Source organism: Amycolatopsis alba DSM 44262 (assembly GCF_000384215.1).
Taxonomy (GTDB): Bacteria; Actinomycetota; Actinomycetes; order Mycobacteriales; family Pseudonocardiaceae; genus Amycolatopsis; species Amycolatopsis alba.
Window position 1 is genome coordinate 8810448 of record NZ_KB913032.1, and the last position, 21742, is coordinate 8832189.

Below are 21742 nucleotides of genomic sequence, written 5' to 3' on the forward strand. Positions count from 1 at the left end.
CCTCCTCGCGGCGGCGGGCCGGGGGTCAGAGTTCGTTGTCCAGCAGGGCGAACATGTCGTCGATGGTGTCCACTTCCAGGTCGGCGTCGCCGCCGTCCGGGCGGACGCGGTCCTGCCACAGGGCGACCAGGCTCCGCAGCTTCGCCTCGACCTCGGCCCCGTCCGCGCTCGCCAAGTCCACTGTGGACAATTCGGCGGCGAGCTTGTCGATTCCGGACGCCAGGCCGGTTTCCGCGGCTTCGGGCACTACCTCGGACTGCAGGAACTTGGCGAGGTCGTCCGGGGTCGGGTAGTCGAAGATCAGCGTCGCGGGCAGGCGCAGCCCGGTGGCCGCGTCGAGCCCGTTGCGCAGCTCGACCGCGGTCAGCGAGTCGAAGCCCAGTTCGGTGAACGCCCGGCCCGGCTCGATCGAGTCGGCGCCGTCGTGCCCGAGCGCGGCCGCGGCCTGGCCGCGCACCACCCCGAGCAGCACCAGTTCGGCGTCCGCCTGCGAAAGCCCGGCGAGCCGTCGCTTGAGCCCGTCGGCCTGCGCCGCCGCGTCCACCGGAGCGGCACGCCGCACCGAACCGCGGACCAGACCGCGCAGCAGCGGCGGTACCGGTCCGGTCATCGTGCGGAGCCCGGCGACGTCCAGCTTCACCGGCACCGAGACCGGCTCGGCCAGACCGGTGGCCAGGTCGAACAGCTCCAGTCCCTCCACCGGGTCGAAACTCCCGACCCCGTCGCGGCCCATCCGGTCCGCGTCCGCCGAGTCGCCCATCCCGTCGGCCCAAAGACCGAAAGCGAGCGACGTCGCGGGCAGGCCAAGGCCGCGGCGGTGATGCGCCAGCCCGTCGAGGAAGGTGTTCGCGGCGGCGTAGTTCGCCTGACCCGGCGCGCCGAGCACTCCGGCGGCCGAGGAGAACAGGACGAACATGGTCAGGTCGTGGCCGCGGGTGAGCTCGTGCAGGTTCCACGCCGCGTCCACCTTGGGCCGCAGCACCTTTTCGAGCCGCTCGGGGGTGAGCGCGGTGAGCAGGCCGTCGTCGAGGACACCGGCCGCGTGCACCACGCCGGTCAGATCCGGCGTGCGGTCCAGGACCGCGGCGAGCGCGGCACGGTCGGCGGCGTCGCACGCCTCGATCCGCACGGTCGCGCCCAGTCCGGTCAGGTCCGCCGTCAGTTCGGCCGCGCCGGGCGCGTCCGGACCGCGACGGCTGGTGAGCACCAGATCGGTGATGCCGTGCCGGGTGACCAGGTGCTTGGCCAGGACAGCGCCGAGGCCGCCGGTACCGCCGGTGACGAGCACCGTGCCGCCGATCGGGCGGCGCGGCACGGTCAGCACGACCTTGCCGACGTGCTTGGCCTGGGACAGGAAGCGCAGTGCCTCCGGTGCCCGGCGCAGATCCCAGGTCCGGATCGGCAGCGGGGTGAGCGCGCCCTGGTCGAACAAGGCGATCAGCTCCTCCCATATCTGCGCGATCCGGCGGTTGCCCGCGTCGATCACGTCGAACGCCTGGTAAGTCACATCGGGATGGTGCCCCGCGGCGCCGCCGTCCGGACGGACGTCGGTCTTCCCCATTTCCACGAACCGTCCACCGCGCGGTAACAGGCGCATCGACGCGTCGATGAAATCGCCCGTCAGCGCGTTGAGGACCACGTCGACGCCGTTCCCGCCGGTCGTCTCGCGGAACCGCTCCTCGAACTCGAGCGTCCGTGACGAGGCGATGTGGTCGTCGTCCAGCCCGGCCGCGCGCAGGACGTCCCATTTGCCCTCGCTCGCGGTGCCGAACACCTCGGCCCCGAGATGCCGGGCGAGCTGCGTGGCGGCCATGCCGACACCGCCCGCCGCGGCGTGGATGAGCACCGACTCGCCCTGCTTCAGCGCGCCGAGGTCGGTCAGCGCGTAGTAGGCGGTGAGGTACACCAGCGGGACCGACGCGGCTTCTTCGTACGTCCAGCCCTCAGGCATCTTCGCCAGCAGGTCCCGGTCGGCGAAGGTGAGCGGGCCGAACCCGCCGTGCACCAGGCCCATCACCCGGTCACCAGGGACGAGATCGTCCACTTCGGACCCGACATCGGTGACCACACCGGCGGCCTCGTAGCCGATCCGGCCGGCGTCGCCCGGATACATGCCGAGCACGTTGAGCACGTCACGGAAGTTCGTCCCGGCCGCGCGGGTGGCGATCCGGACCTCACGCGGCAGCAACGGTTCGAGCACATCGGGGTACGGCTCGAAGGAGAGCCTGTCGAGGGTTCCCTTGACCACGCTGTCGAGGCGCCAGGCCGGTTCGTGCCACGGCGGCACGAGATCCGTCGACGACGCCGCGGTCAGCAGCCTGGCGGCGTGGACGACACCGTCACGGACGGCCAGCTGGGTTTCGTCGCCCAGCACCGCCAGCGCGGTGTCGACGTCGGACTCGGCCGCGTCGAGCAGCACCAGACGGCCGGGGTTCTCGGACTGGGCGCTGCGGACCAGCCCCCAGACCGCGGCCGCAGCCGGGTCGACACTGTCCGAAGCAGACACAGCGACCGCGTTTTCGGTGCGCACGACGAGGATGGTGTCCTTCTCCTCGGCCAGCCATTCCTGAAGCTTCGCCAGCGTGTTCCGCAGCAGCGCGTGCGCGGCCGTCGGAGTGTCTTCGGCTCCCGGAACCGCCGGGAGCAGCTCTGCCGACGGAACCGGGGACTCGTTCGTGACCTGGGCCCAGCCGAGCCGGAACAGCGAGTCCGAAGTGGACGAATCTGCCGTTCCGAGGTCCGTGACCTCGCGCAGCAGCAACGATCCCACGGTCAGCACCGGTGCCCCGGCGCCGTCGGTGAGTTCCAGCCGCACCGAGTCGGTGCCGGAGGCGGCGACCCGGACGCGGGCGGCGGTGGCGCCTGCCGCGTGCAGGACGACGTCACGCCAGAGGAACGGCAGCCGGGTGGTCTCGGCGTTGCCCGGCAGCAGGCCGATGGCGTGCAGCGCGGCGTCGAGCAGGGCCGGGTGCAGGCCGAACTTCCCGGCGTCGGCGTGCGCGGCGGCGGGCAGTTCGAGGTCGGCGCAGACCTCGCCGTCCATGAGCCACGCGGCGGTGAGCCCCTGGAACACCGGCCCGTACTGCAGGCCCGCGTCGGCGAGGCCCTGGTACAGCTCGGTGACGTCGAGGCTTTGCGCCCCGGCGGGCGGCCACGCGGTGTCCTTCGCCGCCGGGTGGGCGTCGCCGGGGGCGAGCAGACCGGTCGCGTGCTCGGTCCACGGGGCCTCGCCGAGCCGGGAGTGGATCGACACCGGGCGGCGTCCGTCGTCGTCCGCGGTCCCGACCACGACCTGCACGGCGAGTCCGCCGGTCTCGGGCAGCACCATCGGCGCGGCGATGGTCAGTTCGGATACGCGGGCGCAGCCGAGTTCGTCGCCCGCCCGGACGGCGAGTTCGACCAGCGCCGCGCCGGGGACCAGCACGGTGCCGAGCACCGCGTGGTCGGCCAGCCACGGCTGAGCGGCCCGCGACAACCGGCCGTAGCCGACCAGGCCGTCCTCGCCGGCCGTCGGCACGGTCGCGCCGAGCAGCGGATGCCCGGCCGCGGCGAGGCCCAGTCCGGCGGCGTCACCGGCGACGGCGGGCGGGTCGAGCCAGAACCGTTCCCGCTGGAACGCGTAGGTGGGCAGCGGGACGGCGTGGGCGTCGGTGCCGTCGAAGAACTCCGCCCAGTCGACCTCGGTGCCCGTCGCGATCAGTCGGCTGAAGGCGAGGGCGGCGGTCTGCCGTTCGTCGCGGTCTTTCCGCAGGACCGGGACGAACACCGCGCCGGGAGCGCTGTCCGCGCCCATCGCGGAGAGCACACCGTCCGGGCCCAGTTCGGCGAACCGGGTGACGCCGGCCGCCGAGAGTGCGGCGACACCGTCGGCGAACCGCACGGGCTCGCGGACGTGCCGCACCCAGTAACCAGGGTCGGTCAGATCGGCCGATGCGCGCACCGTGGACACGATCGGGATCCGCGGCTCGTGGTATTCCAGGGACTCGGCCACTTCGGCGAACTCCGCCAGCATCGGCTCCATCAGCGCCGAGTGGAACGCGTGTGAGACGACCAGGGCCTTCGTACGGCGCCCTTCAGCAGCGAACCTGTCGGCGACCGCGCGGACCGGACCGTCCACACCGGACAGCACGATCGCCTGCGGACCGTTGACCGCCGCCAGGCAGACCTCGTCGGACAGGAACTCGCGCACCTCGTCCTCGGTCGCCTGCACGGCGACCATCGCGCCGCCTTCCGGCAGTGCCTCCATCAACCGTCCGCGCGCCTCGACCAGTTTCGCCGCGTCCTCCAGGGAGAAAACACCCGCCACATGGGCGGCCGCGATCTCGCCGATCGAGTGCCCGGCCAGGAAGTCGGGCCGGATCCCCCACGACTCCACCAGCCGGAACAGCGCCACTTCGAGGGCGAAGATCGCGGGCTGCGCGGTACCGGTGCGGTCGATGTCGCCGTCGAGCGGCAGCAGCGCGGCGACCTCGTCGTAAGCCGCCGCGAACACGGGGAACGCGTCGTGGAGCCCCTGGCCCATACTGAGCCGCTGGGAACCCTGACCGGTGAACAGCATCGCCAGTTTGCCTTCGGCCGCACGGCCGGTGACGACGTCCGGGGTGTTCCGGCCCCCGGCGAGGGCGGCCAGTCCGGCGCGCAGCGCGTCGGCGTCGCCGGTGAGCACCGCCCGTCGCTCGAACGCGGTCCGGGTGGTCGCCAGCGCGTAGCCGATGTCGACCGGGTCGGCGAACCCGACGGTGCCGAGCAGTCGTCCGGCCTGGGCCCGCAGCGCGTCTTCGGTGCGGGCGCTCAGCACCCACGGCAGCAGCGACGGCGCCGCCGGGGCCGCGTGCTTCACCGGTTCCGGGACCTGCTCCAGGATGACGTGCGCGTTGGTACCGCTGATGCCGAACGCCGACACCGCCGCGCGCCGGGGACGGTCCGCTTCGGGCCAAGGACGCGCCTCGGTGAGCAGCCGGACCTCGCCCTCGCTCCAGTCGACGTGCGGTGACGGCTCGTCGACGTGCAGGGTCGCGGGCAGCACGCCGTGGCGCATCGCCTCGACCATCTTGATGATCCCGGCGAGCCCGGCCGCGGCCTGGGTGTGGCCGATGTTGGACTTCACCGAACCCAGCCACAGCGGTTCCTCGCGGTCCTGGCCGTAGGTGGCCAGCAGCGCTTGCGCCTCGATCGGGTCGCCCAGCGCGGTCCCGGTGCCGTGCGCCTCGACGATGTCCACAGTGGACGATTCGACGCCCGCCGCCGCCAGTGCGCGGCGGATGACCCGCTGCTGCGAAGGTCCGTTGGGCGCGGTCATGCCGTTGGACGCGCCGTCCTGGTTCACCGCGCTTCCGCGGACGACAGCCAGCACGTGACGTCCGTTGCGACGGGCGTCGGAAAGCCGTTCCAGGAGAAGGAATCCGGCGCCCTCGGCCCAGGCGGTGCCGTCGGCCGCGGCCGCGAACGGCTTGCAGCGGCCGTCGGCGGCCAGGCCGCGCTGGCGGGAGAACTCGATGAACGGGTTGGGGCTGGCCATCACGGTCGCGCCGCCGACCAGCGCCAGTCCGCATTCACCCGAGCGAAGTGCCTGCGCCGCCCAGTGCAGGGCGACCAGCGACGAGGAGCACGCCGTGTCGACCGAGACCGCCGGGCCTTCGAGCCCGAAGGTGTAGGCGACGCGGCCGGTCAGCACACTGCTCGCGCTGCCGGTGCCGAGCAGGCCCTCCATCCCGTCCGGGGTGGCGGCCAGGCGGGAGGCGTAGTCGTCGTACATGACGCCGGCGAACACACCGGTGGCGCTGCCGCGCAGCGAGACCGGGTCGATCCCGGCGCGCTCGAACGCCTCCTGCGCGGTCTCCAGCAGCAGCCGCTGCTGCGGGTCGACGGTGACCGCCTCGCGCGGCGAGATGCCGAAGAACTCGGCGTCGAAGTCGGCGGCGTCGTGCAGGAAGCCGCCTTCACGGGCATAGCTGGTGCCGGGGTGGTCGGGGTCCGGGTGGTACAGCCCGTCGAGATCCCAGCCTCGGTCGGACGGGAACGGCGTGATCGCGTCGGTCCCTTCGGCGACCAGGCGCCACAGGTCCTCCGGCGAGCTGACGCCGCCGGGGAACCGGCAGCTCATCGCGACGATCGCGATGGGCTCGTCCGGCTCGGCGACCCGCACCGGCTCGATGTCTACACCTGCCTCGTCACCGGCGATCTCGGCGCGGATGTGGGTCGCCAGCGCCGCCGGGTTCGGGTGGTCGAAGATCAGCGTGGCGGGCAGCCGCAGGCCGGTCGCCTCGCCGAGCCGGTTGCGCAGTTCGACGGCGGTGAGCGAGTCGAAGCCGAGTTCGGTGAACGCGCGGCCGGCCTCGACCGACGTCGCGGTGCCGTGTCCGAGCACGTCGGCGACGTGCCCGCGGACCAGGTCGACCAGATGCGAGAGCTGATCGGCGGGCGAGAGCCGGGTGAGCGTCGCGGTCAGCCCGGCGGCGGCCGCGGCGTTGGCCGCACCCCGCCGCTTGGGCACGCGGACCAGGCCGCGCAGCGCGGGTGCGGGCTCGCTCGTGCGGGCCAGCGTGCGCAGCGTCGCCAGGTCGAGCTTGACCGGAACCGGGACAGGCGTCGAAGCGGCCAGTGCGGCGTCGAACAACGCCAGGCCTTCTTCGTCGGTCAGCGCCCCGAATCCGGCGCGGGCCAATCGGTCCACATCGGACTGTCCGCCCATGCCGTTGGCCCACAGGCCGTACGCGAGCGAACGGGCGGGCAGCCCTTCGGCGTGACGGCGGCGCGCGAGGTCGTCGAGCAGGGCGTTGGCCGCGGCGTAGCTGGCCTGCCCCGGACCGCCGAGGATCCCGGAAACCGAGGACACCAGCACGAACTGGGTCAAGGGCTTGCCGAGGGTGAGTTCGTGGAGCGCGAGCGCCGCCTCGGCCTTGGGCCGCAGCACGGTGTCGAAGCGCTCCGGGGTCAGTTCGGTGACGACACCGTCGTCGAGCACACCGGCGGCGTGCACGATCCCGGTGAGGTCGTCGATCCCGTCGAGCAGCGCGGCGAGCGCGTCGCGGTCGGTGACGTCGCAGGCGACGACGTCGGCGCCGAGCTCTTCCGCCAGCTCCGCCGCGCCGGGCGCGTCGAGGCCGCGGCGGCTGGTGAGGACCAGCTTGGTGACCTCGGGCGCGAGGTGCCGGGCGATCGCGGCCCCGACCCCGCCGGTGCCGCCGGTGACGAGAACCGTGCCCTCGCCCCAGATCGCGGCCTCGCCAGGAGTCGTGCGAGCCAGTCGCGGGCCTTCCGCGACGCCGTCGCGAATCCGGACCTGCGGTTCACCGGTGGCCAGCGCGGTCGCGACGTCCTCCCCATCGAGGACGACGAACCGGTCCGGGTGCTCCGAGGCGGCGGTGCGGGCGAGACCGCGGACGGCGGCCCCGGCCGGGGTGTCACCGGTGCGGACCACCAGACGCGTCCCGCCGTCGGCCAGGAACTCCTGGATCGCGGTGAGAGTCGCGGCCAGCGCGTCGCGCGGCTCGCCGTCCGGCGCGGTGAAGACCGTGAAGTCTTCACCGGCTTCACCGTCGGCGGGCACCTCGACCCACGTCAGTTCGTACAGCGAGTCCGTGCCGCGCTGCCCCGGCGCCTCCGCCGCCCGGACCGCGACCGTGCCGATCGTGGCGACCGGCGCGCCCGTGGTGTCGGTGACCAGCAAGGAGAATCCGGATCCGGCGGGTGTGACCCGGACGCGCAGCGCGGTGGCACCGGTGGCGTACAGGGTGACGTCGCCGAACAGGAACGGCAGGCGGGTGCCCTCGCCCGGCAGGAGACCGAGGGTGTGGAGTGCCGCGTCGAGCAGCGCCGGGTGCAGGCCGAAGCCGTCGACTTCGGTGCCCTCGGGCAGCTCCACCTCGGCGAACACGGTGTCCCCGTCGCGCCAGGCGGCGGTGAGCCCGCGGAACGGCGGGCCGTAGTCGAGTCCGGCGGCCGCCATGTCCGTGTAGAGCCCGTCGAGAGAAAGCGGTTCGGCGGCGGGCGGCCATTCGGTCAGCCCGGACGGCGCGGCGGCGGTCTCGGGGGTGAGCGTGCCGGTGGCGTGCTCGGTCCACTCCCCTTGCGGGGCACGCGAATGCACCGAAACCGGACGTCGTCCGCCCGTGCCCGCCGCGCCGACGAGCACCTGGACGTCCAGCGCGCCGTGCGGCGGCAGCACCAGCGGCGCGGCGAGGGTCAGCTCCTCCACCCCTCCGCAGCCCGCTTCGTCACCGGCGCGGACGGCGAGTTCGAGCAGCCCGGTACCGGGGACGAGCACTTCGCCGAACGCGGCATGCCCGGCCAGCCACGGATGCGTGGCGACCGAAAGCCGTCCGGTGAGGACCCAGCCGTCGCCGTCGGCGAACGGCACGGCGGCACCCAGCAGCGGATGCCCGGCGGCCTGGAGCCCGGCCGAGGTGACGTCGCCCGCGCCGCTTCCGGCGGCGAGCCAGAAGCGGCGGCGGTCGAACACCGACGTCGGCAGGTCGACGACACGGGCACCGGTCGGGCGGAACACCGCGGCCCAGTCGACGGTGACACCGCGGGTGTACGCGGCGGCCAGCGTGGTGAGCGCGGTCTGTGCCTCATCGCGGTCGGCGCGCAGGAACGACGCCGCGAAGGTGTCCGGGCCGTCGTCGGCGAGCGCGGTCAGCACGGCGGCCGGGCCCAGTTCGACGAACCTGGTCACCCCGGCTTCGCGCAGCCACGCCAGCCCGGCGGCGAACCGGACGGTGGCGCGGACGTGCTCGACCCAGTACTCCGGTTCGGTGATCCGCGCGGTCCGCTCGCCGTCCACAGTGGACACGAACGGGATCGTCGGCGCCGAGAAGCCGAGCTCGGCCACCACGGCGGCGAACTCGTCGAGCATCGGCTCCATCAGGGCCGAGTGGAACGCGTGCGAGACCTCCAGCCGCTTGGTGCGGCGGCCTAGCTTCTCGAACTTCTTGGCCAGCTTGAGCGTCGGCGACGCGGCACCCGAAAGGACAACCGCGTCCGGGCCGTTGACGGCGGCCAGCGAGACCTTCGGCGTCAGGTGCTCGCGCACCTCGTCCTCACTCGCCTGGACCGCGACCATCGCGCCACCCTCGGGCAGCGCCTCCATCAACCGGCCACGAGCCTCGACCAGCTTCGCCGCGTCCTCCAGCGAAAGCACCCCGGCGACATGCGCGGCCGCGATCTCGCCGATCGAATGCCCGGCCACGAAGTCGGGTACGACACCCCAGGACTCGGCGAGCCGGTACAGCGCGACCTCCAGCGCGAAGATCGCGGGCTGCGCGGCGCCGGTGCGGTTCAGGTCACCGACGGCCGGGAGCAGCGCGGCGACCTCGTCGTAGGCGGCGGCGAACGCCGGGAAGGCGGCGTAGAGCCCTTCGCCCATGCCGGGACGCTGGGATCCCTGACCGGTGAACAGGAACGCGGTCCGGCCGGGCAGCACGCGCCCGGTGACGACCGACGGCGTGGCGGCGCCCTCGGCCAGCGAGCCGAGTCCAGCGCGGAGATCCGCGTCCGTGGCGCCGAGCACGACGGCACGCCGTTCGTGCGCGGTGCGGGTGGTGGCGAGCGCGAAACCGACGTCCACCGGCTCGCCATCGCGGCCGAGCAGGCGTCCGGCCTGCTCCCGCAGGGTGTCTTCGGCGCGGCCGGAGAACACCCACGGCACGAGCGCCGGGGACGCGACCTCACGCGGGGCAGGGGTCTCGACCGGTGGCTGTTCGAGGATGACGTGCGCGTTGGTGCCGCTGATCCCGAAGGACGACACGGCGGACCGCCGCGGACGTCCGGCTTCGGGCCAGGCCCGGCCTTCGGCGAGCAGTTCGACGTCACCGGCTTCCCAGTCGACGTGCGGCGTCGCCTCGCCCAGGTGCAGCGTCGGCGGCAGGACGCCGTGGTGCATCGCCTGGACCATCTTGATGATCCCGGCGACACCCGCCGCGGCCTGGGTGTGCCCGAAGTTGGACTTCACCGAGCCGAGGTACAGCGGTTCGCCGTCCCGCTCGCGGCCGTAGGTGGCCAGGAGCGCCTGCGCCTCGATCGGGTCACCGAGCGTCGTGCCGGTGCCGTGCGCCTCGACGGCGTCCACAGTGGACGACGGGACACCGGCGGCGGCCAGCGCCTGGCGGATCACACGTTGCTGCGAAGGACCGTTGGGGGCGGTGAGTCCGTTGGACGCACCGTCGGAGTTGACCGCGGATCCCTTGACGACCGCGAGCACGCGGTGCCCGTTGCGGCGCGCGTCGGAAAGCCTTTCCAGCACCAGCATTCCGGCACCTTCGGCCCAGCCTGTGCCGTCGGCGTCGGCCGAGAAGGACTTGCAGCGGCCGTCGGCGGCGAGGCCGCGCTGACGGGAGAACCCGATGAACGTCTCCGGCGTCGCCATCACCGTGACACCGCCGGCCAGCGCCAGCGAGCACTCCCCCGACTTCAGTGCCTGCGTCGCCCAGTGCAGGGCGACCAGCGACGAGGAGCACGCGGTGTCGACCGAAACCGCCGGCCCCTCCAGGCCGAGGGTGTAGGCGACGCGGCCGGACAGCACGGAACCCGAGGTGCCGGTGCCGAGGAAGCCCTCGACGTCGTCGGGGACGTCGTTGCCGAGCCGGGTGCCGTAGTCGTGGTACATGACGCCGGCGAACACGCCGGTCGGGCTGCCCTTGAGCGCCGTCGGGTCGGTGCCGGAACGCTCCAGCGCCTCCCACGCGACTTCGAGCAGCAGGCGCTGCTGCGGGTCCATGGCGAGGGCTTCACGGGGCGAGATCCCGAAGAACTCGGGGTCGAAGTCGCCCGCGTCGTGCAGGAATCCGCCTTCGCGGGTGTAGGTCTTGCCCGGCCGGTCGGGGTCGGGGTCGTAGATGCCGTCGACGTCCCAGCCACGGTCCTCGGGGAACCGGGTCACGCCGTCGCGGCCACCGGCGACGAGGTCCCACAGCTCTTCCGGCGACGTCACGCCGCCCGGATAGCGGCAGGCCATGCCGACGATGACGATCGGGTCGCCGTCGGCGCGGGCGGCGGTGAAGACCGGGGTCGCGTCGGCGGGTTCGTCGAGCAGTTCGGCCAGCAGGAATTCGGCCAGTGCCACCGGGGTCGGGTGATCGAAGGTCAGCGTCGCCGGGAGCCGCAGCCCGGTGACCGTGCTCAGGCGGTTGCGGAATTCGACCGCGGTGAGCGAGTCGAAGCCGAGGTCACCGAACGCGCGGTCGGCCTCGACGGCGTCCGGGCTGGTGTGGCTGAGGACGTGCGCGGCCTCGGTGCGGACCAGTTCGGTCAGCAGCCGCGTGCGCTCACCGGCGGGAACCCCCGCCAGACGCTGCCGCAGGCCCGCGGCCTCCGCTTCCTCCGCCGCGCGGCGGCGCCGGGGCCGCACGAGGCTCCGCAGCACATGCGGCACCTCGGCTTCGGCTCGCAAGGCGGCGAAGTCGAGCTTGGCCGCGACGGGACGCGGGTCGTCACCGAAGGCCAGCAGGTCGAACAGTTCCAGCCCGGCTTCGACGGGCAACGCCGTGCCACCACGGCCTTCGCCCATGCCGGTTTCCCAGAGGCCGTAAGCGATCGACGTCCCCGGCAGCCCCTGGGCACGCCGGAGCGAGGCGAGCCCGTCGAGGTAGCCGTTGGCCGCCGCGTAGTTCGCCTGACCGGGCGCGCCCAGCGCTCCGGCGATCGAAGAGAACGTGACGAACAGCTTCAGCTCGGAGGTCAGTTCGTGCAAATGCCGCGCGGCCTCCGCCTTCGGACCCGCCACGGCGGCTAGCCGCTCGGGGGTCATCGAGGTGAGAACGCCGTCGTCGAGGACACCGGCCGCGTGCACCACACCGCTGAGCGGCTGTCCAGCGAGCAGGGACTCCAGCTGGGAGCGGTCGGCGACGTCGCACGCGGCGATCGTCACCTCCGCGCCGAGCGCGGTCAGGTCCTCCCGCAGCGCTTCGGCACCGGGAGCGTCGGCGCCCCGACGTCCGACGAGCAGCAGATGCCGGACGCCATGCCGCTCGACGAGCCGCCGGGCGACGTGCGCACCGAGTCCTCCGGTACCGCCGGTGACCAGCACGGTGCCGTCGAGGGTCCAGTCCGGGTCGGCGGTGGCGCGGGACCGCGTCAGGCGGGGCACGCGCGGGCCGTCCTCGGTGAACTTGACCTCGGGTTCGCCGGTGGCGGCCGCGATCCGGGCGTCTCCGGTGCCGTGGACCAGGACGAACTTGTCCGGGTACTCGGCCTGCGCGCTGCGCACCAGTGCGGCGGCGGCGGCATGCTCCGGGCTGTCACCGGTGAGGTGGACGACGAGCCGGTCTTCGGCCGCCTGCAACGCTTCGAGCGCGGCTTCGACCGACGCGGCTTCGTGCACAGCGATGTCTTCGGCCTGCTGCGGAACGGCGACGGGAATCCAGTCGATGCTGAACAGCGCGTCGGTGGCCGCGCTGGGCAGCGGTCCGTCACCCACCGGGCGCAGGCTCAGCGACGCGACCGAAAGCACCGGTGCGCCGGTGCCGTCGGTGACCCGCAGGGAGACGGCGTCCTGACCAGCCGGGCTGAGCGTGGCCCGCAGGGTGCTCGCGCCGGTGGCGTGCAGGGACAAACCCGCCCACGAGAACGGCAGCCGCGCCGGGCCACCGGTCAGGCCGACGGCGTGCAGGACGGCGTCGAGCAGGGCCGGGTGCAGCCCGAACCCGCGGACATCGGTGCCCTCGGGCAGCGAGACTTCGGCGAAGACGTCGTCACCGCGGCGCCAGGCCGCGCGCAGGCCGCGGAACGGGTCCCCGTAGGTGAGACCGGCCTCGGCGAGGGTGGCGTAGAAGCCTTCCAGGTCAACGGATTCGGCACCGGTTGGCGGCCACTCCGTGATCGCGGCGGGTTCTTCGGCGGTCGTGGTCAGCGAGCCGGTGGCGTGCAACGTCCAGTCGCCGTCCTGGGGACGGGAGTGCACCGCCAGGCTGCCACCGTCCGAAAGGGACACTCGCAGCTGGACCGGGGCCGAGGTGAGCACCAGCGGCGCCTGCAGCGTCAGTTCCTCGACGGTGCCGCAGCCGACCTCGTCGCCCGCCCGCACGGCCAGTTCGGCGAACGCGGTACCGGGCAGCAGGACGGCGTCGCGGACGCGGTGCCCGGCCAGCCACGGCTGCTCGTCGAGGGAAAGCCGTCCGGTGAGCACCAGCCCGCCGCGTTCGGGCAGCGCGACGGCGGCGCCCAGCAGCGGGTGGTCGAGCGCGCCGAGGCCCAGTGCGGTGGCGTCGCCGGACCCCGGCGGGGCCAGCAGCCAGAAACGGCGGCGCTGGAACGGATAGGTGGGCAGGTTCGCGGGACGCGCGCCACTGCCGTCGAAGAAGCGGTCCCAGTCGACGGGCGCGCCGGCCGCGTGCACCGCGCCCAGCGCGGTCATCGCACTGCGGGCCTCGTCCTGCTCCTTGCGCAGCGCGGAAACGAAGACGCCGTCGGTGCCCATCGCGGACAGCACCGCGTCCGGGCCGAGTTCGAGGAAGGTCGTGACGCCCTCGGCGGTCAGGGCCGCGAGTCCGTCGGCGAACCGCACGGTTTCGCGGACATGGCGAACCCAGTAACCAGGATCGGCCAGATCGGCCGATTCGCGCACCGTGGACAAGATCGGGATCCGCGGCGCCGAGAACTCCAAGCTCCGTACGACCTCGGCGAACTCGTCCAGCATCGGCTCCATCAGCGCCGAGTGGAAGGCGTGGGACACCACGAGATGCTTGGTGCGGCGGCCGTCGTGCGCGAACCGGGCGGCGACCTCGCGGACCGGACCGTCCACACCGGACAACACGATCGCCTGCGGACCGTTCACCGCCGCCAGGCAGACCTCGTCAGTCAGGTACTCGCGGACCTCGTCCTCGGACGCCTGAACCGCGACCATCGCGCCACCCTCGGGCAGCGCCTCCATCAACCGGCCACGAGCCTCGACCAGTTTCGCCGCGTCCTCCAGCGAGAACACACCCGCCACATGGGCGGCCGCGATCTCGCCGATCGAGTGCCCGGCCAGGAGATCGGGGGTCACACCCCAGGATTCGAAGAGCCGGAACAGCGCCACTTCCAGCGCGAAGATCGCGGGCTGGGCGGTACCGGTGCGATTCAGATCGCCATCGAGGGGAAGCAGCGCGGCGACCTCGTCGTATGCCCTGGCGAAGGCGGGGAAGGTCTCGTAAAGGCCCTGGCCCATGCCGAGGCGCTGGGCGCCCTGGCCGGTGAACAGGAACGCGAGCCTGCCGGTGACCGCGCGGCCGGACACGACGTTGACCGCCCGCCCGGTGTCGGCGAACGCGGCCAGCCCGGCCCGCAGCACCGACGGATCGGTCCCGACGACGACCGCGCGCCGTTCGTGCGCGGTGCGGGCGGTCGCCAGCGACCAGGCGACGTCGAGCGGGTCCGCCGTCAAGTCGGCGAGCCGCGCGGCCTGTGCCCGCAGGGCCTCCTCGGAACGGCCGGACAGCACCCACGGCAGCATCGCGGGCCGGACAGCCGGCTCTTCGGTGTCTTCGGCGGGGACGTGTTCGAGGACGACGTGCGCGTTGGTCCCGCTGAACCCGAACGAAGACACCCCGGCCCGGCGCGGACGGCCGGTCTCCGGCCAGTTCGCGGACTCGGTCGCGACGCGGATCGCGCCGGCTTCCCAGTCGACCTGCGCCGAGGGCGCGTCGACGTGCAGCGTCGCGGGGACGACGCCGTGCCGCATCGCCTCGACCATCTTGATCACCCCGGCGACACCGGCCGCGGCCTGCGTGTGCCCGAAGTTCGACTTCACCGAGCCGAGCAGGAGCGGCTCTTCGCGGTCCTGGCCGTAGGTGGCGAGCAGGGCCTGCGCCTCGATCGGGTCACCCAGCCTGGTGCCGGTGCCGTGCGCCTCGACGACCTCGACGTCCGAAGTGGACAGTCCGGCGTTGGCGAGCGCCTGGAGGATCACGCGCTGCTGCGACGGCCCGTTCGGCGCGGTGAGACCGCTGGACGCCCCGTCCTGGTTGACCGCGGATCCCTTGAGCAGAGCGAGAACCGGGTGCCCGTTGCGGCGCGCGTCGGACAGCTTCTCCAGCAGCACGAACCCGGCGCCCTCACCCCAGGCGACGCCGTCGGCGCCGTTGGCGAAGGCCTTGCAGCGGCCGTCGACCGCCATCGCGTTCTGCTTGCTGAAGTCGACGAACGGATCCGGGTTGGCCATCACGGTGACACCACCGGCCAGTGCGAGCGAGCACTCTCCCGACCGCAGCGCCTGACTCGCCAGATGCATCGCGACCAGCGAAGACGAGCACGCCGTGTCCACCGACACGGCCGGTCCCTCAAACCCGAAGGTGTAGGAGACGCGGCCGGACATCATCGCACCGGACGTGCCGGTGCCGAGGAAGCCTTCGACCTCCTCCGGGATCTTCGTCAGCCGGGAGGCGTATTCGTGGTAGATCGCGCCGGTGAAGACGCCGGTGTCGCTGCCGCGCAGGGTGCCCGGCGGGATGCCCGCGCGTTCGAAGGCCTCCCACGCGATCTCCAGCAGCAACCGCTGCTGCGGGTCCATCGCGAGCGCTTCACGCGGCGAGATGCCGAAGAACTCCGGGTCGAAGTCGCCCGCGTCGGGCAGGAAACCGCCGGTGCGGGTGTTCGACACGCCCTGCTTGCCGGGCGTCGTATCGAACAGTGCGGCCAGATCCCAGCCGCGGTCGGTGGGGAATTCCGTGAGGCCTTCGCGGCCTTCGGAAACCAGACGCCACAGGTCTTCCGGCGTGTTGACCTCGCCGGGGAAGCGGCAGCTGGTCGCGACGATCGCGATCGGCTCGCTGTCGTTGACGACACGAGCGCGGGTGCGCGGTCCGGCGGTGAGGTCGCCGAGCAATTCGGAGCGCACGTATCCGGCGAGGGCGACCGGGGTCGGGTGGTCGAAGATCACCGTCGACGGCAGCCGCAGCCCGGTCACGGAACCGAGGCGGTTGCGCAGTTCGACCGCGGTCAGCGAGTCGAAACCGAGGTCCATGAAGCCGCGGCCGGGTTCGACGGTGGCGGCGTTGACGTGCCCGAGCACCAGGGCGACCTGGGTACGGACGAGGTCGAGCAGTTCGCGGTCCTGGTCGGCCTCGGTCAGCCCGGCGAGCCGCCTGGCGAGCGAGGAGTCACTGCCCGATTTCGCGGTCCGGCGGCCGGGTTTGACCTGGGCACCCACCAACGAACCGAGCAGCGGCGGGAGCGGTCCGGACGCGGCCAGCACCGGCAGGTCGAGCTGGACCGGGATCGCGAGCGGGGCCCCGGCGGCGATGGCCGCGTCGAACAGCGCGAGACCGTCCTCGACGGCGAGCGCGGGCGTACCCCCTGCGCGCAGCCGCGCCAGATGGGCCTCGCCGAGCGTCTCCGCCATGCCCGCCGCCCAGGGGCCCCAGGCCAGCGACTGCCCGGCGAGGCCGAGCGAACGGCGGTGGGCGGCGAGACCGTCGAGGTAGCCGTTGGCCGCCGCGTAGTTGCCCTGGCCCGGCGCGCCGAGCACACCGGCGGCCGAGGAGAAGGTGACGAACAGTTCCGGGTCACCGGACAGTTCGTGCAGATGCCGGGCGGCGTCGGCCTTCGGGCCGAGCACGAAGTCGAGCCGTTCCTGGGTGAGCGCGTCGATGGTGCCGTCGTCCAGCACACCGGCGGCGTGCACGACACCGGTCAGCTCGACGCCGTCCAGCAGGGCGGCGACGGCGTCACGATCGGCGACGTCGCACGCTTCGACCCGGACGTCGGCGTCGAGTTCTTCCGCCAGCTCGGCCGCTCCGGGTGCGTCGAGGCCCCGGCGGCTGGTGAGCAGGAGCTTCCGGACGCCGTGCGCGGTCACCAGATGGCGGGCGATCAGGGCGCCGAGGCCGCCCGTGCCGCCGGTGATCAGCACCGTCCGGTCCGGGTCGAGTGCCCGCGGCATGGTGAGCGCGACCTTGCCGATGTGCTTGGCCTGGCTGAGGAACCGGAACGCTTCCCTGGCTTCGCGGACGTCCCAGGTGCGGGTCGGCAGCGGGGCGAGCGCGCCGGAGGCGAACAGCGCGGTCAGCGCGTCCCACATCTGCGCGGTCCGCTGCGGGCCCGCGTCGATCAGGTCGAAGGCCTGGTAGTGGACGCCTTCGGGCTCGCGGATGTCGGTCTTGCCCATTTCCAGGAAGCGGCCGCCGGGCGCCATCGTGCGGATCGAGGCGTCGACGAAGTCCCCGGCGAGCGCGTTCAGGACGACGTCGATGCCGCTGAACCGCTCCTCGAACTCCAGCGTGCGGCTGGAAGCGATGTGCGCGTCGTCGAGACCGGCGTCGCGCAGCACGTACTGCTTGCTTTCGCTGGCGGTGCCGTAGACCTCGGCGCCGAGGTGGCGTGCGAGCTGCGTGGCGGCCATGCCGACACCACCGGCGGCGGCGTGGATCAGGATCGTCTCGCCCGCCTTGAGCCCGGCCAGATCGACCAGCGAGTAGTAGGCGGTGAGGAACACCAGTGGTGTCGACGCGGCCTGTTCGTAGGTCCAGTCCGCGGGTTTGCGGGTGATCATCGGCCGTTCGGCGACCGCGACCGGACCGGCACCGCCGGAGACGAGGCCCATCACCTGGTCGCCGGGCTTCAGGTCGGTGACGCCGTCGCCGACCTCGAGGACGGTCCCGGCGAACTCGCTGCCGAGCAGCCCGGCCTCGCCGGGGTACATGCCGAGCGCGTTGAGCACGTCGCGGAAGTTGAGCCCGGCGGCGCGGACGGAGACCCGGACGCCCTGCGGGCCGAGCGGCTCGTCGGGCAGCGGCTCCAGGGTCAGGTGGTCGAAGGTGCCCTTGCCGGACAGGCCGAGCCGCCAGTTCCCGGACGGCGGCAGCAGCCTGCCGGTGGATTCGGGCGTGACCAGCCGCGGCACGCGCAGTTCGCCGTCGCGGACGGCGATCTGCGGTTCACCGGCGGCCAGCACGGCGTCGGTGAGTTCGTCGGCGAGCAGGAACCGGTCCGGATGCTCGGACTGCGCGCTGCGCACGAGCCCCCACACCGCTGCGGCCACCGGGTCCATATCGGACTGTCCAGTGTGGACGAGCAGTTTCGACGCCGCGAAGCGCTCTTCGGCGAGGAAAGTCCTGAGTACATCGAGCGTGGCGCCGGTGACGGCGTGGACGTCGTCGCCTTCCGCGCGGAAGGCGACGACCTCGGGGGCCTCGCCGGTGACGTCGGCGAAGTGCGCCCAGCTCGGGGCTTCACCCTCCGGCGTGGCGATCGGCCGCCACTCCAGTTCGTACAGCCCGTCGCGGGAGGCCGCGGGACGCAGTTGTCCCGCCGAAACGGGGCGGACGACCAGGGAGCCGACGGTGGCGACCGGCGCACCGGTCCCGTCGGCCACGCGCAGGGTCACCGCGTCGGTGCCGGCGGGAGTGAGCCGGACGCGCAGTTCGGCCGCGCCGGAGGCGTGCAGGACGACGTCACTCCACGCGAACGGCAGGCGTGCGGGGCCGTCGCCCTCCGCCAGCGCGTGCAGCGCCGCGTCCAGCAGCGCGGGGTGCAGACCGAACCGGCCCGCCTGGTCACGGACGGCCTCGGGCAGCGAGACCTCGGCGTAGGTGTGCTCGCCGTCGCGCCACAAAGCGCGCAAGCCCTGGAAAATCTCGCCGTACTCCAGACCGGCCGAGGCCAGTTCGGGGTAGCGGGCTTCGAGGGACACGGCTTCGGCGCCGGGCGGCGGCCACGCGGTCAGCTCCCAGTCCGGCGTGGCGGCACTCGGAGCGAGCGCGCCGGTCGCGTGCAGCGTCCACTCCCCCGTGCCGTGCGGACGCGAGTGCACGGTGAGCGGGCGGTGGCCGGACTCCTCCGGTGTCCCGGCCCACAGCTGGACCTGGACCGCGCCGCTCTCCGGGAGCACCAGCGGGGTCTGCAGGGTCAGTTCTTCCAGCGCCGCCAGGCCGGTTTCGTCGGCCGCGCGCACGGCGAGTTCGACCAGCGCGGTGCCGGGCACGACGACCTGGCCGTGCACCATGTGGTCGGCCAGCCACGGATGCGTGCGCAGCGAAAGGCTGCCGGTGAACAGGAATCCGCCCGCGTCGGCGACCGAGACGGCGGCGCCGAGCAGCGGATGGTCGAGTGAGCCGAGGCCGAGACCCGCCGCGTCACCGGCGGCGTGGGTCGCGGGGAGCCAGTAGAACTCGCGCTGGAACGGGTACGTGGGCAGCTCGACCGGGCGCGCGCCGTCGAACGCGGCGGCCCAGCCGACCTTCCCGCCGTGGACGTGCACGGCGGCGAGCGCGGCGACGAACGTCTCGGGCTCGGGCCGGTCGCGGCGCAGCGCGGGGACGAACAGGCCTTCCGCGCTGTCCTGACCCGCGGCCGAGAGGATGCCGTCCGGACCCAGTTCGAGGAAACGGGTGACGCCCGCTTCGGCCAGCGCCCCGATCCCGTCCGCGAACCGCACGGCTTCGCGCACGTGGCGGACCCAGTAGGCCGGGTCGAGGATCTCGGCGGTCTCGGCGATCCGGCCGGTGACGCCCGCGATCAGCGCGATCTTCGGCGTCTTGTAGGTGACGCGGCGGGCGACGGCGGCGAAGTCGTCGAGCATGCCGTCCATCAGCGCCGAGTGGAACGCGTGGGAGACGGCGAGGTTCTTGGTCCGGCGGCCCTGCTCGGTGAACACCGCGGCGACGGCTCGCACGGCGTCCTCGGTGCCGGAGACGACGAGGGCGCGCGGCCCGTTGACGGTGGCGATGTCCGCGCCCGCGACCAGCGCGGCGCGGACCTCGTCCTCGGTCGCCTCGATCGCGCACATCGCGCCACCGCGTGGCAACGCGCTCATCAGGCGGCCGCGCGCGGCGATCAGCTCGGCCGCGTCTTCCAGCGACCAGACGCCCGCGACGTGCGCGGCGGCGAAGTCACCGACGGAATGCCCGATCAGGAAGTCCGGGACGACACCCCAGGATTCGACGAGCCGGTAGAGGGAAACCTCCAGCGCGAACAGCGCGGGCTGCGCGTTCGCGGTGTCGTTCAAGGCGTCGGCGTCGTCACCGAAGACGATCTCGCGGACACCCGGCAGCAGCTCGCAGACCTGGTCGAACGCGGCGGCGAAGGCCGGGTACGCCTCGTACAGCTCACGGCCCATGCCGAGACGCTGCGATCCCTGGCCGGTGAAGCAGACCGCGAGGCTGCCGTCGGTCGCTTCGACGATGTCGTAATTTCCTTCGGCGACCGCCGTCAGTCCTTCGCGCAGGGTCGCCTCGTCGCGGCCGGTGACGACGGCGCGGTGCTCGAACGCGGACCGGGTCGCGGCCAGCGACCAGCCGATGTCGGCGGGATCACCCTCGACGTCCAGCAGCGCACGGGCCTGAGCGCGCAACGCCGCCGGAGTGCGGCCGGACAGCACCCACGGCACCACCGGCGGGACGGCCGTGTCCACTGTGGACTCTTCGATCGCGGGCGCCTGCTCCAGCAGCACATGGGAGTTGGTGCCGCTGATGCCGAACGACGAGACACCCGCCCGGCGCGTCTCCCCTTCCGGCCAGGGGCGCGCGGACGCCAGCAGCTCGATCGTTCCGGCCGACCAGTCGACCTGCGGGCTCGGCGCGTCGATGTGCAGGCTCTCGGGCAGGATCCCGTTGCGCAGGGCCAGGACCATCTTGATGATCCCGGCGACCCCGGCGGCGGCCTGGGTGTGGCCGATGTTCGTCTTCACCGAGCCGAGCAGCAGGGGCCCGCGCTCACCACGATCGCGGCCGTAGGTGGCCTGCAGGGCCTGGACCTCGATCGGATCGCCCAGGGTCGTGCCGGTGCCGTGCGCCTCGACGACGTCGACATCCTTTGTGGACAGACGAGCGTCCGCCAGCGCCTGACGGATGACGCGCTGCTGCGAGGGACCGTTGGGCGCGGTGAGCCCGTTGGACGCGCCGTCCTGGTTGACCGCGGAACCGCGGACGACGGCCAGGACCGGATGCCCGTTGCGCTGGGCGTCGGAAAGCCGCTCCAGCACGATCATGCCGGCGCCCTCGCCCCACGCGGTACCGTCGGCCCCGGCGGCGAACGCCTTGACCAGGCCGTCGCGGGCGAGACCGCGCTGACGCGAGAACTCGATGAACGCGTCCGGGCTCGCCATCACGGTGGCACCACCGGAAAGTGCGAGATCACACTCCCCCGCGCGCAGGGCGCGGACGGCGAGGTGCAGCGTGACCAGCGACGCCGAACACGCCGTGTCGACGGTGACCGACGGGCCTTCCAGCCCGAGGACGTAGGAGATCCGCCCGGAAAGGACACTGCCGGAGATCCCGGTGCCGAGGTAGCCCTCGACACCTTCGACGCCCTTGGGCAGGTCACGGCCGTAGTCCTGGCCGTTGGTGCCGACGAAGACCCCAGCGCGGCTGCCGGACAGCGACGCCGGGTCGATCCCGCCGCGCTCCAGCGCCTCCCACGACGTTTCCAGCAGCAGCCGCTGCTGCGGGTCCATCGAGACGGCCTCGCGCGGCGAGATGCCGAAGAACTCGGGGTCGAATTCCCCGGCGCCGTCGACGAAACCGCCTCGGTCGACGTAGCTGGTGCCCAGGTGGTCCGGATCCGGGTCGACGAGCGCGCCGACGTCCCAGCCGCGGTCTTCGGGGAACCCGGTGATCCCGTGGTCCCCGGCGGTCAGCAGTTCCCAGAACCGCTCCGGCGTGCGGACGCCGCCGGGGAACCGGCAGCCCATGCCGACGATCGCGATCGGCTCGGCGGCACGGTCCTCCAGCGCGGCGAGCCTGCCGCGCGTGCGCTGAAGTTCGCCGGTGACTCGCGTCAGATAGTCGCGAAGCTTGTCGTTCTCACCCACGGTGTCCCCACTCATCGGTCG

The 21742-nt window shown here is 72.9% G+C and carries 1 protein-coding gene; it reads right to left on the reverse strand.

Annotated features, from left to right (window positions below; translation table 11 throughout):
• Positions 1–25: 25 nt before the first annotated feature.
• Positions 26–21736, reverse strand: a complete 21711-nt coding sequence (locus AMYAL_RS0140700; RefSeq protein ID WP_245193334.1) for a type I polyketide synthase — start codon at positions 21734–21736, stop codon at positions 26–28.
• Positions 21737–21742 lie beyond the last annotated feature (6 nt).